The sequence below is a fragment of the Streptomyces sp. NPDC001100 genome, from assembly GCF_053598575.1.
On sequence record NZ_JBSFKO010000063.1, the window covers coordinates 21,192 to 35,448 of the forward strand.

The 14,257-nt window shown below is 70.9% G+C and carries 12 protein-coding genes; all 12 read left to right on the forward strand.

Annotated features, from left to right (window positions below; all coding sequences use genetic code 11):
* Positions 1 to 118: 118 nt before the first annotated feature.
* Positions 119 to 2,362: an aminotransferase class I/II-fold pyridoxal phosphate-dependent enzyme gene (locus tag ACWDEW_RS46595; protein ID WP_450522106.1), complete on the forward strand. Its 2,244-nt coding sequence runs from the start codon at positions 119 to 121 to the stop codon at positions 2,360 to 2,362.
* A gap of 88 nt (positions 2,363 to 2,450) precedes the next feature.
* On the forward strand, positions 2,451 to 3,614 hold the full coding sequence (gene dpgA, locus ACWDEW_RS46600) for a 3,5-dihydroxyphenylacetyl-CoA synthase DpgA (protein ID WP_450522108.1): 1,164 nt from the start codon (positions 2,451 to 2,453) through the stop codon (positions 3,612 to 3,614).
* 17 nt (positions 3,615 to 3,631) lie between these two features.
* Complete coding sequence (gene dpgB / locus ACWDEW_RS46605) at positions 3,632 to 4,294, forward strand: enoyl-CoA-hydratase DpgB (RefSeq protein ID WP_450522110.1); 663 nt, start codon at positions 3,632 to 3,634, stop codon at positions 4,292 to 4,294.
* Positions 4,295 to 4,343: 49 nt separating this feature from the next.
* Positions 4,344 to 5,654, forward strand: coding sequence for a (3,5-dihydroxyphenyl)acetyl-CoA 1,2-dioxygenase DpgC (gene dpgC / locus ACWDEW_RS46610; protein WP_450522112.1), 1,311 nt, complete (start codon positions 4,344 to 4,346; stop codon positions 5,652 to 5,654).
* Positions 5,651 to 6,472, forward strand: a complete 822-nt coding sequence (dpgD, locus tag ACWDEW_RS46615) for an enoyl-CoA-hydratase DpgD (RefSeq protein ID WP_450522114.1) — start codon at positions 5,651 to 5,653, stop codon at positions 6,470 to 6,472. Before dpgC ends, dpgD begins: the two co-directional genes overlap by 4 nt.
* 127 nt (positions 6,473 to 6,599) lie before the next feature.
* Positions 6,600 to 7,403, forward strand: coding sequence for an alpha/beta fold hydrolase (locus ACWDEW_RS46620; RefSeq protein WP_450522116.1), 804 nt, complete (start codon positions 6,600 to 6,602; stop codon positions 7,401 to 7,403).
* A 108-nt stretch (positions 7,404 to 7,511) separates the two neighbouring features.
* Positions 7,512 to 7,898 (forward strand): MerR family transcriptional regulator, encoded by a 387-nt coding sequence (locus ACWDEW_RS46625; RefSeq protein ID WP_450522118.1) that lies wholly within the window; start codon positions 7,512 to 7,514, stop codon positions 7,896 to 7,898.
* Between the two features lie 144 nt (positions 7,899 to 8,042).
* Positions 8,043 to 9,509 carry a WGR domain-containing protein gene (locus tag ACWDEW_RS46630; RefSeq protein ID WP_450522120.1) on the forward strand — a complete coding sequence of 489 codons (1,467 nt, stop codon included), beginning with the start codon at positions 8,043 to 8,045 and terminating at the stop codon, positions 9,507 to 9,509.
* Between the two features lie 1,299 nt (positions 9,510 to 10,808).
* Positions 10,809 to 11,597 carry a thioesterase II family protein gene (locus ACWDEW_RS46635; protein ID WP_450522122.1) on the forward strand — a complete coding sequence of 263 codons (789 nt, stop codon included), beginning with the start codon at positions 10,809 to 10,811 and terminating at the stop codon, positions 11,595 to 11,597.
* A 420-nt stretch (positions 11,598 to 12,017) separates the two neighbouring features.
* Positions 12,018 to 12,836 (forward strand): AfsR/SARP family transcriptional regulator, encoded by an 819-nt coding sequence (locus tag ACWDEW_RS46640; RefSeq protein WP_450522124.1) that lies wholly within the window; start codon positions 12,018 to 12,020, stop codon positions 12,834 to 12,836.
* A gap of 110 nt (positions 12,837 to 12,946) precedes the next feature.
* Positions 12,947 to 13,159: a DUF6059 family protein gene (locus ACWDEW_RS46645; protein WP_450522126.1), complete on the forward strand. Its 213-nt coding sequence runs from the start codon at positions 12,947 to 12,949 to the stop codon at positions 13,157 to 13,159.
* 125 nt (positions 13,160 to 13,284) lie between these two features.
* Positions 13,285 to 14,257, forward strand: a 973-nt coding sequence (locus ACWDEW_RS46650) for a beta-ketoacyl synthase N-terminal-like domain-containing protein (protein WP_450522128.1), incomplete at its 3' end; no start/stop codon positions are given.

Genomic DNA, 14,257 nt, shown 5'->3' on the forward strand with positions numbered 1-14,257 from the left:
ACTCCCCGTCCAAGTGGCGGTTCCGGACCGTTGGACAGTGTTGTGGTGAGGATTGCGACCGTGTGATCCTGAACGCCGAATCAGCCTTCCAATACCCGATTCCGCCGGGAGGAATTCCATGGCCGGACGGAGCCTCGACGACTATGCGCGACTGGCCCGGAAAGGATTCGATCACGTTCTGGCGGAATCGCTGGAAGCCGTTGAACGGGCCTCCGCGGAGAACAGGGCGGCCTTCGACCGAACCGGTCTGAGGCCGGGCCGGTCCACCCGGCCCGGGCCGCCCGACACCACCACGAAGATCCTGGACCGCCCCTGGGCCGCGCCGATCGCCGTCGGCCCGCTCACCCGACTCGCCCGGCCCGCGGACGAGCCCGCCCTGCTGCGGGCGGCCGACGCGGCGGGACTCCCCGTCGTGGTCGACATGATCACCCCGAACGACCTCGCGCACCCGGTGCCGGCCGCCGACGGGCCGCGGTGGCTCCGCACGTACGGCCACCGGGAGCACGGTGACGTCGAGCGGGCGGTGGCCGACGCGGAGCGTGCCGGGTTCGCCGCACTCCTTCTCTCCCCGGGGCCCTGGGGCAGCTGTGCGGACTGGGCCGACGTGGAGCGGCTGCGCGCCACGTCCGCGCTGCCCCTGCTCGTCGCGGGCGTACGCACCGCTGCCGACGCCTCCCGCGCGTTCGACACCGGTGCCGACGGCATCGTCACCGACTCGCTGGACGCGCTGCCCGACCTCGCCGCGGTCGCGGGCACGCACCGCCCCGTCCTGCTCGGAGGCGGCATCCGCCGGGGCGCCGACATCCTGGTCTCCCTGGCCTCGGGTGCCGACGCGGTCTTCGTGGGACGGCTGGTGCTGGACGGGCTGGTCGTCGACGGGGAAGCGGGCGTCACCGACGTGCTGGGCGCTCTCGTGCGCGAACTGGAGGAGGCGATGACGTTCACCGGAACCGCCTCGATCGCCGGGACCCGCCCCGACAGCCTCCGTACCGGACACCGTCCGGCGCTCCCCGTACACCCGACGGGCACCCGGGGCAGTGCCATGAGCGCCCAGGGAAATGCCGTCGGTCCCCTGCGCAAGGAGGACCTCCACCCCAGCCTCTCCGATCCCGTCCTGGACACGATGACCTTCCTCAACGAGGTCACCCACCGCTACCCGGACGCCGTCTCCTTCGCGCCCGGGCGGCCCTACGACGGGTTCTTCGACACGGAGCAGATCTTCACGTACCTCCGCCGCTACCTGGACCATCTGGCCGCGCAGGGACGCACGGAGCAGGACATCCGTACCGCCATGTACCAGTACGGTCCCACCGCCGGCCAGATCCGTGAGATCGTCGCCGACTCGCTGCGCGAGGACGAGGGCATCGACGTTCCGGCGGAGTCGATCGTGATCACGGTCGGTGCGCAGGAGGCCATGCTGCTGGTGGTGCGGGCCCTCACCGCCGGCCCCGACGACGTGCTCCTCGCGGCGAGCCCCTGCTATGTGGGCATCACGGGCGTGGCACGGCTGCTGGGCGTGCCGGTGACGGCCGTGGAGGAGCGGGAGGACGGGTTCTCCTGCGCCGATCTGGAGGCCGCGATCGTGCGGGAGCGCGCCCGGGGACGTCGTCCCCGGGCCCTCTACGTGATTCCCGATCACTCCAACCCGTCGGGAACCACGATGGACGCGCCGACGCGCGCCGCGCTGCTGGAGACGGCGGAGCGCCACGGCATCCTCCTCATCGAGGACAGCCCCTACCGCAGGGTGAGCCCCGGTACCCCGCTGCCGACGCTCAAGTCCATGGACCGCTCGCGAAGCGTCGTCCACCTGGGCTCGTTCGCCAAGACGGTCTTCCCCGGCGCCCGGGTCGGCTTCGCCGTCGCCGACCAGCAGGTGGTCGACGCCTTCGGCCGGACCGGTCTCCTGGCCGACGAACTCGCCAAGATCAAGAGCATGGTGACGGTCAACACCTCGTCCCTGAGTCAGGCCGCGGTGGCGGGCGCCCTGCTGGCAGGCGACGGCCGGATCTCCGAGATGAACGTCGAACCGGCGGCCTATTACGGCAATGCCATGCGGACCACGCTGCGCAATCTGGACGCTCGTCTGCCGGCGGCCCGCCGAGCCGACCTGGGCGTGCGCTGGAACGAACCGACCGGAGGTTTCTTCCTCACGGTCCACGTACCCTTCCGGGCGAACAATGCGGCGCTGACCCGGTCGGCACAGGAATTCGGCGTCATCTGGACGCCGATGAACTACTTCTATCCGCAGGGCGGCGGCCATCAGGCACTCCGTCTCTCCACCAGCTATCTGACGACGGCCGATATCGAAGAGGGCACCGCGCGGCTCGCGCAGTTCATAGAGGCGCAGGCCTCGGTGTCATGAATTCTCGGGGAAAGGCGAGGCAAGTGACCGGGAACAGCAATGCACAGCGACCGCGGACCAAGCCGCGTATGTGGGGGTGGACTTTCCGATGACCATCAATCTGGACCGGCCGGAAGGACTGGAGGCCGCCTTGGCGGACGACGTTCCGGTGCCCGTCGTCCTGACCGGTGACGGCGCCCTGAAGACGCCGTACCGACCGCGGATCGTCGGGGTGGGGACCGCCACGTCGGCCGCCGCCTACTCCCAGCAGGAGGTGCTCGACGCCTTCCGCATCACCGACCCGAAGATCCGGTCCGTGTTCGCCAACAGCGCCATCGACCGGCGCCACCTGACCCTGCCGGAACCGGACGCCGACGGTGTCCGCGCCCCCGAGCCGCAGGGCGACCTGCTCGACAAGCACAAGGCCATGGCGACGGAGATGGGTGCCGAGGCACTGCGCGCCTGTCTGAAGCGGGCCGGCGCCGAACTCTCCGATCTGCGGCACCTGTGCTGCGTGTCCTCCACCGGCTTCCTCACCCCCGGCCTGAGCGCCCTGATGATCCGCGAGCTGGGCATCGACCGGCACTGCAGCCGCAGCGACATCGTCGGCATGGGCTGCAACGCGGGGCTCAACGCGCTGAACGTCGTGGCCGGCTGGTCCGCCGCCCACCCGGGCGAACTCGCCGTGGTCCTCTGCGCGGAGGCCTGCTCCGCGGCGTACGCGATGGACTCCTCGATGCGGACCGCGGTCGTCAACAGCCTCTTCGGCGACGGCGCCGGAGCGATCGCCCTGAGGTCGGGCCCCGGTGACGAGGCGTCCGGCGCGGCCGAGGGCCCGACCCTCCTGAAGTTCGCCAGCTGCATCATCCCCGACGCGATCGGGGCGATGCGCTACGACTGGGACCGCGACCTGGACCGGTTCAGTTTCTACCTCGACCCGCAGATCCCCTACGTCGTCGGTGCCCACGCCGAGATCGTGATCGACCGCCTGCTCCGGGACACGGGCCTGCGCAGGAGCGACATCCGCCACTGGCTCGTGCACTCCGGCGGCAAGAAAGTGATCGACGCGGTGGTCGTCAATCTCGGCCTGACCCGCCACGACCTGCGCCACACCGTCGGCGTCCTGCGGGACTACGGCAACGTCTCGAGCGGGTCGTTCCTTTTCTCGTACGAACGGCTCCTCGACGAGCAGGTGCCCCGGCCCGGCGACTACGGAGTGCTCATGACCATGGGCCCGGGATCCACGCTCGAAACGGCGCTGGTCCAGTGGTGACGACAGGAGAGAACGCAGTGAGTGACGTAAGTGCCGTGCGGACACTGGCCGTTGACGGATCCCGGCCGCTGTCGATCAGGACCGTCAAGGACCTCACCGTCCTGTGCGACGAGGTGGAGGACCAGGGCGGGCCCGCGATCCTGCGGGTCACCGGGGCACCCGCACCGGGCTGGGCCGACGGGCTGGACGTCTCCCTCGTCACCAAGTGGGAACGGGTGCTGCGGCGGGTCGAACGGCTGCCCGGGGCCACTGTCGCGGTCGCGGCCGGCGACTGTGGCGGAGCGGCCCTCGACGTCTTCCTCACCGCCGACATCCGGATCGCGACTCCCGGCAGCCGTCTCCTCCTGCCCTTCGACGGAGAGGCCACCTGGCCCGGCATGGCCGCGTTCCGCCTCGCCCGCCTGGCCGGCGCCGCGCGCGCCCGCCGCGCCGTCCTGTTCGGGCACCCGATCCCGGCGCCCGAGGCACTGACGCTGGGCATAGCCGACGAGGTGACCGAGGCGCCGGACACCGCGGTGGCCGCCGCCGTCCAGCGCTGCGAGGGACTGTCGGGCAAGGAGCTCGCCCTACGGCGCCAGCTGCTCCTCGACGCGATGACGGTCAGCTTCGAGGACGCCCTCGGCCCGCACCTGGCAGCCTGCGACCGCGCTCTGCGGCGCACCGTCGAGGAGGCCGCGTGATGACGTGGCCAAGCCCTGCACTCCTCGGTGCGGAAGGCGGGGCGGCCGTATGACGACCGTTCTGCTGGAGCAGGAGGCCGCGCGTGCGGAGTGGTCGGCGCTGACGGAGGCCGCCGAGCGCGTGGACAAGACGCTGGCGTCACTGCCGTACCCGACGCGCCGCACACCCGAACAGCGGGACCTGGCCGAGGCGGTGAAGAACCGGGCCCGCGCCCTGCGCGCCCGGTTCCTGGACGGGTACGGCGACGCCGTGTACGACCGGGTCACCGAAGGGCGCACCCGCAGCCTGCGGATCGACGACCTGGTCGCGGCCGCGGCAACCGCCTTCCCCGGCCTGGTGGCGGACGCCGGACGGCTCGCGCAGGAGCGGAGCCGGCCGCAGGCCGACAAGGAGGGCCACGAGATCGACCAGGGCATCTTCCTGCGGGCCGTCCTGCGGTCGCCCTCGGCCGGTCCTCACCTCCTCGACGCCATGCTCCGGCCGACGGCCCGGGCGCGGGGGCTGCTGCCGGAGTTCCTGCGGACCGGTGTCGTGGCGATGGAGGCCGTACGGCTCGAACGCCGCGACGGCGTCGCACGGTTGACGATGTGCCGGCACGACCGGCTCAACGCCGAGGACAACCAGCAGGTCGACGACATGGAGACGGCCGTAGACCTTGCTCTCCTCGATCCTGCCGTCCGGGTCGGCCTGCTGCGCGGAGGGGAGATGAGCCATCCCCGTTACCGCGGCAAGCGGGTGTTCAGCGCGGGCATCAACCTCAAGAACCTGAGCTCCGGTGACATCTCCCTGGTCGACTTCCTGCTGCGCCGTGAACTCGGCTACATCCACAAACTCGTCCGGGGCCTGCTCGTCGAGGACCCGGACCGGTGGCACTCGCCGTACGTCGAGAAGCCGTGGGTCGCCGCTGTCGACGGCTTCGCGATCGGCGGGGGCGCCCAACTGCTGCTGGTGTTCGACCATGTCCTCGCCGCGTCCGACGCCTACCTCAGCCTCCCGGCCGCCAAGGAAGGGATCATCCCCGGCGTGGCCAACCTCCGCTTCAGCAGGTACGCCGGACCCCGGCTGTCCCGTCAGGTGATCCTCGGGGGGCGCAGGATCTGGGCCTCGGAGCCGCAGGCTCGGCTGCTGGTGGACGAGGTCGTGGACCCGCGCGAGCTGGACGCCGCCGTCGAGCGGAGCCTGGAACGTCTCGACGGCGAGGCGGTGCTCGCCAACCGGCGGATGCTCAACCTCGCCGAGGAGCCCGTCGAGGCGTTTCGCGCGTACATGGCGGAGTTCGCCCTCCAGCAGGCGCTGCGGCTGTACGGGGAGGACGTGATCCACAAGGTCGGCAGGTTCGCGGCGAGGTCGTCGTCGTGACCGGGGACCGGGTGAGTCCCGACGACCGTGCCCGGGTGCGGTACGAGAAGAAGGACCACGTCGCCCGCGTCACCCTCGACCGTCCCGAGGTGCTGAACGCGATGGACCTGTGCATGCACGAGGAACTCGCCGGTGTCTGGGACGACGTGGAGGCCGACGACGACATCCGCGTCGTGGTCCTCACCGGCGCGGGCGACCGGGCCTTCTCCGTCGGACAGGACCTGAAGGAACGCAGCCGCCTCGACACGGAAGGGACCCCTCGGACGACGTTCGGAAGCCGGGGCCTGCCGGGCTGGCCCCGGCTCACCGAGCGGTTCACCCTGTCCAAACCGGTTGTGGCACGGGTCAACGGCTACGCCCTCGGCGGCGGCTTCGAGCTGGCGCTCGCCTGCGACCTCGTTGTCGCCTCGCACGACGCGCGGTTCGCCCTGCCGGAGGCGCGGCTCGGGCTGGTCCCGGGCGCGGGCGGCGCCTTCCGGCTCGCCCGCCAGTTGCCCCTGAAGACGGCCATGGGACATCTGCTCACCGGGCGCCCGATCGACGCGGCGACAGCGCTGCACTTCGGACTGGTCAACGAGGTCGCCGAGGAAGGAGACCTGGACCGACGGGTCGACGCCTGGACGGACGATCTGATCCGCAGCGCGCCCCTGTCGGTACGGGCCATCAAGGAGGCCGTGATGCGCTCGCTCGACCAGCCGCTGGAGGAGGCGTTCGCCACGAGGTACGTGTGGGAGGAACGGCGTATGCACAGCCGGGACGCCGTGGAAGGCCCCCGGGCCTTCGCGGAGAAGCGTCATCCCGTGTGGTCCGGCCGGTGAGGTGATCCGGGTCCGCCGGTGGGGGCGAACCTGTCGGCGGGCCTGGGCCTCTCGGTTTCCGAACAGCGCGGCGGGCCGCTCCGTCCGCCAGGGGCCGCCCCGCAGGAGGCGGCGGAAGGACAGGACGATGCCGATCGCGCGCGTCAACGGAACAGACCTCGGCTACGACGACTACGGCGGCCTGGGGGAGCCCGTCGTGCTGGTCGCCGGCACCGGCGCCCCGGGACGGATCTGGCGGACCCACCAGGTGCCCGCCCTCAGGGCGGCCGGCCACCGGGTGATCACGCTCGACAACCGCGGCATCCCGCCGACCGGTCCGTCCCCCGCCGGATTCACTCTCGACGACATGGCCGCGGACGTCGCCGGTCTGATCGAGCACATGGGCGCGGGGCCCTGCCGGGTCGTGGGCCACTCGCTGGGCGGTCTCATCGCGCAGGAACTCCTCCTCGCCCGGCCCGAACTCGTCACGCGGGCCGTGCTGATGGCCAGCTGCGGACGAGCGGACGCGCTGATCACCGCCATGTCGGCCGCCGACATCGAGCTGGCCGACAGCGGCGTCAAGATCCCTCCCGCCGTGTCCGCGTACCGGCAGGCCCTGCAGAACCTCTCACCACGGACACTCAACGACGAGGACAGACTGCGGGACTGGCTCGGCATCCTCGAACTCGCCGGCCCCGACCCGTCGACGGTCCGCGCACAACTCGGCCTCGAAGTCATCCCGAACCGCCTTCCGCACTACCGGCGGATCACCCGCCCCTGCCTCGTCCTCGCCTTCCAGGACGACCTGGTCGTCCGCCCACATCTGTGCCGCGAACTCGCCGCGGCCGTCCCCGCAGCCGCCTACATCGAGATACCCGGCTGCGGCCATTACGGCTACCTGGAGCGGCCCGACGCCGTGAACGAGGCGGTCATCGGATTTCTCAAGGCTTGAGGGGATGGCCCCGGTCCCCACGAACGGACTACCGGCCGTGGCGGTCACCGAGTCGGTGACTCGGTGGGATCGGAGACCGGGACGGCAGCCGTCGTAGCGGATGAGCCTGTGCGCCGGTGGCCGGTCTCACGGACCGATCTGTCGCTGCGCACCATCCGGCACTACGAGGAGACCGGCCTGGTCACCCCCTCGGCCCGCTCCCTGGGCGGCTTCCGTCTCTACACCGAGTCCGACGTCGCCCGCCTGATGGTCGTCCGCCGGATGAAAACGCTCGGCTTCACGTTGGACGAGATGCGCGACCTGCTGGAAGCCACGGATCGCCTGGACTCTGGCGAGGAACTGCCGGCCGGCGAGCACGAGAGGTTGCTGGAGCGGGTACGCGGCTTCGAGCGTGCCGCTCACCAGCGCGTGGCGGACCTGCGCACCCAGCTGGCGCGGGCGGAGGAGTTCGCGGTCACACTGGCGGAGCGCCTGATGCGAACTCCCGCGCCCTGACGCACTCCTGACGACATGAGGAGAGGTACGGCCGGTCCCCCGGAACGAGCGGTCCCGGGACGGCGATGTCAGTGGTCACCACTAGTTTGGAGTCACTGGAGATCGGCCGTACCGGCCGAACGGGCCTTTGGGGAGGGGTGTGCTGTGTCCGCTGCGCAGACACGACAGTCGGGGAACACGACGTACCTGGAGCTGTCTCAGGAGAGTGGTGGCGCCCACAAGTTCTACGAGGTGACTGTCGAGGGGACCACCGTCGCCGTGCGGTACGGACGGATCGGCGTGGACGGGCAGCACCAGACCTCCGCCTTTCCCACCGTCGAGAAGGCGCAGGCGGCAGCGGCGAAGAAGATAGCCGAGAAGGTACGGAAGGGGTACGCGCCCGCCGTTCAGGGGCAGCGGGCGGCCCGCCCCGTGACCCGCCGTCAGGTGACGTCCGCCCCGTCGACGGCGCGGGCGACCGCCCCGGTGCTGTGGCGGTTCCGTACCGGCGCCTCGGCGTTCGGCATCCACGTGGACGAGGACCGCTGTTGGGTCGGCAACCAGCACGGCAGTGTCTACAACCTGAGCCATGACGGCGAGGTGCTGGCGCACTACTCCCTGCCCGACGGCGTGAAATGCCTGGTGGCCGACGACTTCTGGATCTACGCGGGCTGCGACGACGGCCGGGTGTACGACCTCTCCTCGAAGGTGCCGTTCGCGGCCTACGACATCGCGGCCGAGGTGGACATCTTCTGGCTGGACATCCACGCGGGCGTGCTGAACGTCTCCGACCGCAACGGCGGACTGACGGTCATCGACCACGAGGACGAGCTCCAGTGGTCCCGCAACTCGTCCGGGGACAACGCGTGGATGGTGCGGGCCGACGACCACGCCGTCTACCACGGGCACAGCCAGGGTGTGACGGCCTACGCGGCGGACGGCGCCAGACAGCTCTGGCACACCGCGACCAACGGCAACGTGCTGTTCGGATGGCAGGAGGAGCACGCGGTCTACGCCGGGACGGGACGGCGTGTCGTCCAGCGCCTCGCGAAGTCCTCCGGGGCCGTCGAGGCCTCCTACCAGTGCGATGCCGCGGTGTACTCGTGCGCCACGTCCGCCGGCGGTCGGTACGTCTTCGCGGGCGACTCGGCGTCCTCCGTGTACTGCTTCACCGCCGACGGCACCCGGCTGTGGAAGCTCGGCACGGGTGGCGGCTCGGCACTCTCGATGCAGTACCACGACGAACGGCTGTACATCGTCTCCACGGACGGCTCACTCGCCTGCATCGACGCGAGCGAGGCCGCGATCACCGCCGCCCAGTCGGGCACCGTGCCGGTCGCCGCGGACATCAAGCTGGCGGCCGCCATGCCGACGTACGCACCGCTGACCACCGCCGCCTCCGTCGCCACGGTCAGCACCGTCCCCGCAGCGGGGAACGGAGTCGTCGTGGAGTGCTTCGAGCAAGGAGGCCGAGTGCGTGTGCACGTGGTCTCCGAGGGCTATGAGCCGGGTTGGAACGTCCAGTTCCCGCGCGCGATTCGCGAGCCCGGAGCGCGCTATGTGGTGGACGCGCTGCATTCCTCCTCGGCCGGTTTCTACCGAGTGCGCGGGGAGATCAGGCGCCTGGTGTGACAGGCGGGCGGTGAGGGGCGGGCCGTGTGTCGCGCCCTCGTTCGGGACAGTGCGTGGACATTCGAAAGCAACCCTGGCGAGAGAGACGGGCAGCGGAAGCGGCCCGGACCGCACCCGTCGTCGAAGCGGTCGTCAGCCCCGCAGTGGGGTGGCGACCGCGGTGCGGATGTGCTCCCGCGCCACGTCCGTGTCCAGGGTTGGCATCGCCCTGTCGGGGGAGGCCGCGGAGGGCGCGCACAACCTGCTCTCCCCGCCGCGGGACCTGTTCGCGGCCGTGTTGGACCGAGCCGCTGGCCACCCGCCCGACCGGGCGGCTACGTGGGCCCGCACCTGTGTCCGGCACGGCAGGCGGACGGGAGAGCGTGGCTGAGGAGCCGCACGAGGTGGGTCAGTGATCTGGTCTCTGAGCGCAACAGCCCTGTAGCCGAAGGGAGTTGTGGTGTCCTGCCGGCCACGGGTGGGATGTGCCGGGCTCCCGGCCCGTGCCTCGTCTCTCTACCGCTTGTCGGCGCTGCGGACCTCTGCCTGAAGCGGGGTCGCCGCATGCAGGACGTCATGTACAACCCCCGCACGCTGGTCCTCGGCGGCCCGCTGAGCGACCTGCGCGACGACCTCCTGTCCGGGGTGCGTGCCGTGGTCTACCAGCGGGCGCTGCCCCTGACCACGCGCGAACTGACCATCACCACCACCCGGCCCGACGGCGCCTCCGCGATCCACGGGGGCATAGCCCTCGCCCTGCGAGGCGTCTTCAGCGAGCAGGGGATCGCACGGTTACTGGTGGACGACCGCGAAGACCGACGCCGAAAACGAGCCGAGTCCGGCAGGGAGTGCCGAGTGACCGCGGTCGACACGGCAGCACGGAACGGCCTTGTCCCGGTCCGACAGCTCGCAGAACTGACGGACCAGAGATTCCTTACGGTGGCACGACGCTATGGGGGACCTCAAGAAATAGGGACCCCACGGTGCCCGAGATCCGCTAGGGCGGCTTTAGAAGGCTGTCCTAGTGTTCCCGCAGTGGGACTTCGGAAGGAGTAGATCCGTGGGGGACCCGGCGGTGTGCACTCTGTCAGTCGGAACGGCCCTTCCCGGGCCGCCCGTCGATACCGCTGCGCTGCTCAGGCGCTTCGGCATGGACCGGAACCGCGACTGCCCACCAGTTCGTCCGGGCGGCACCACCGGCGCCCTGCGCCCAAGCCGCCGACGTCCTCACCGGGATCGCGGGTGCGCGGGAAGGGCTCGTCGCACCGCGAGGCTCGGCGTCGGCCCGGATGCCGTCCGTGTGACGGACGGAGGCACCGGATGACCGGCACGGACGCGGCCCTCCACAGCGACTGGCTGCGGCAGTACGCGCCCGCCGCACACGGAGCGCCCTGCCTGGTGGTCTTCCCGCACGCGGGTGGCTCGGCCGGGTTCTTCGCCCCGCTGGCCAGGACGCTGTCCCCGGCCGTGCGGGTGCTGGTCGTGCAGTATCCCGGGCGGCTCGAACGGCGCGGTGAACCAGCCGTACGGGACATCCGGCAACTGGCCCGGCACACCGCCGAAGCCGTCGCCGAGGCGACGCGCGGTGCGGCGGGCGGTCCGCCGGGCGGCGTGACGACGGCGTACTTCGGGCACAGCATGGGTTCGCTGGTGGCCTTCGAGACCGCGCTGCTGGGGGAGCGGGAGCAAGGGCCCGTCCCCGGCGCCCTGTTCGCCTCCGGAGGCCGCGCCCCGGTGCTCACTCACGTCGACCCGCGCATACTCCGCAGTGACGACTCCCTCATCGAGGAGGTCGTACGGCTGGGCGGGACCTCCCGGACCGTGCTGGCCGACCCCGATCTGCGCGAATTGACCCTTCCCGCGCTGTGGGCCGACTACCGGGCCCTGCACGCGTACGTTCCCGATCCCGCGGCACGCCTCGGCTGCCCCGTCCATGTGCTCATCGGGGACCGCGACGCCCTGGTGCCGCTCGCCGACGCACAGCGCTGGCGGGACCACACCTCGGGTCCTTTCCGGCTCACGGTGCTGCCCGGTGACCACTTCTATCTGACCTCCCGGCTGGCGGACGTGGCGGACACCGTACGAGCGGTGCTCGCCGAACTGCCCTGAGCGGGAATGAGGCCGAGATTCCGGGCAGGGGTCGAAAGGCGGCGCGGCGACGCAGGACCGTGGTGTCGGGTGACGGACACCATGCCGATCCGGGGTTTCGGCGAGCTATTGCCGGGACCGGGAATTCCGGCCCAAGTGAGGCCTGGATATGGGGCGTTCACCTGGTTAGCCTGGAGCCCGATCCGCTGAACCAGGGCTGTCCGGTGGATCAGGGCCGGACAGGCCGCGGCGATCGGTGTGGTGCATCGCAAGGCGTGGCGCGCATGCGCCGCGCTTCCGAAACGCCCTGGTGGCTCCGCTGCGGGGGCCTTCCGGCGCCTTGCGGTCGTCCGTGCCGCGCCTCGCCGCTCCCTGGTCCGGATCGCGACGCAGAACAGGCCCCAGCGGCCCACCGGTGCCGCCGACGGAACGGGAACGCATATGGCTGAGAGTGTGCGGGACGGCGCCGCCGACATTCCGCCCGGCAAGCTCCGCTATGAAATTCTCGGACCGCTGCGCGTGCGCGGCCCGGGACGCAGCGACCTCGTCAGCGCTCACAAAATGGCAGCCGTATTGGCCCTGTTGCTGCTGAGGGCCGACCAGATCGTCCCCGTGGAGCAATTGGTGGCCGAGATCTGGGGCGAGAAGGCGCCGCGCCGGGCCGTGGCCTCCTTACAGGTCTACGTCTCCCATCTCAGGAAGTTGCTGGCCGTACCGGAACGCCCCGAGAACCCCATCGTCACGCGCTCACCGGGATATGCGCTGATCCTGGGGGACGACGGACTCGACCTGCACGCATTCCAGGAGCTCCTTGAGACGGGCCGCTCCGAGGCGGGGGCCCGGCGTCACGAGCACGCCGTCGTGGCGTTCGGGGCCGCCCTGTCGCTGTGCAGGGGGCCCGCGCTCCACGGCCTGAAACACATACCGGCCGCCCGGGCCTTCACCACCTGGTACGAGGAATCCCGCCTGGAGTGCACGGAACTGCTGGTCGAGTCCGAGCTGGCCCTCGGACGGCACCGCGATCTGGTGAGCGACCTGTACACCCTCGTCTCCGAACACCCGCTCCGCGAGGCCTTCCACCGCCAACTGATGCTTGCCCTCTACCGGTCCGGGCGTCAGGCGGACGCGCTGGCGGTGTACCGGTCGCTGCGCGAGCGCCTCGGCCGTGATCTGAGCCTTGAGCCCGGCCGCGCGCTGCGCGACCTCCACCAGGCGATCCTCGTGGCCGACGGAGGGCTTGAGTACCGGGAAGCCGGCTGACGGGGCCTTCCGCGCGAATGCGGCCTTTGGACCGGCTTTAGAGGCGGCGGGCACCCTCGCCGGAGCCCACCTACCGGGGGTGGCCCGACGGGCGGGAGGGAGTCCCGGGAATGCTCCGTCTGCTGAGGTCCGTCTTCCGGCGACTGCCGGGTTTCCTCTGGGACACGCTGGTGACGTTCGGAAAGATGTCGTACTCCGTTCCGGACACCTCGTGCGAGCCCACCACGGGTCCGGGGCCGCATCACCCGGAACGGGTACGTCAGGACATCCCCCTCAGCCACGTGGAGAAGGCCCTCCAGCGGCAGTTGCGTGACATCGCCTGACACCGCGGGCGCCCGCGGGGCCCCAGCGCTTTAGGGCTCGACAAGGTCGTCGTTAGCGGTCCTGGCGAGGCTGGCGACCGCACCACTGCTGCCATGCCGGACTGCCCCGAGGGAGTACGCGTCGCATGACGAACAACGAGGAGAGGCTCCGCGACTACCTGAAGCGGGCCACGGCGGATCTGCGCCAGGCCCGTCGACGGCTGAACGAGTACACGGAGCCGATCGCGGTGGTGTCGATGGCGTGCCGTTATCCGGGTGGTGTGGCCTCGCCGGAGGATCTGTGGCGCTTGGTGGCGGACGGTGTGGACGCGGTGGGGGAGTTTCCGGGGGACCGGGGCTGGGACGTGGAGTCGCTCTACGACCCTGATCCGGCTCATGAGGGGACGAGTTATTCGCGTCGTGGCGGTTTCCTGTACGGGGCTGCGGATTTCGATGCGGGGTTCTTCGGTATTTCGCCGCGTGAGGCGTTGGCGACGGATCCGCAGCAGCGGTTGTTGTTGGAGACGGCGTGGGAGGCGTTCGAGCGGGCGGGTATCGAGCCGGGGGCGTTGCGGGGCAGTGCGACCGGTGTCTTCGCGGGCGTCATGTACAACGACTACGGATCACGGATGCGCAGGGCGCCCGACGGCTTCGAGGGCTACATCGCGAGCGGCAGTGCGGGGAGTGTCGCTTCGGGCCGGGTGGCGTACACCTTCGGTCTGGAGGGGCCGGCGGTGTCGGTGGACACGGCGTGTTCGTCGTCGTTGGTGGCGATGCATCTGGCTGCCCAGGCGCTGCGGCAGGGCGAGTGCACGCTGGCGCTCGCGGGCGGCGTCACCGTCATGGCCACCCCCACCACCTTCGTGGAGTTCAGCCGGCAGCGCGGACTCGCGGCCGACGGGCGGTGCAAGGCGTTCTCGGACGGGGCGGACGGTACCGGGTGGGGCGAGGGCGTCGGTCTGCTGGTCCTGGAGCGGCTGTCGGACGCGCGGCGCAACGGTCACCCGGTGCTCGCCGTACTGCGCGGCACCGCCGTCAACCAGGACGGCGCCAGCAGCCAGTTGACCGCGCCGAACGGTCCGTCGCAGCAGCGGGTGATCCGGCAGGCGCTGGCGAACG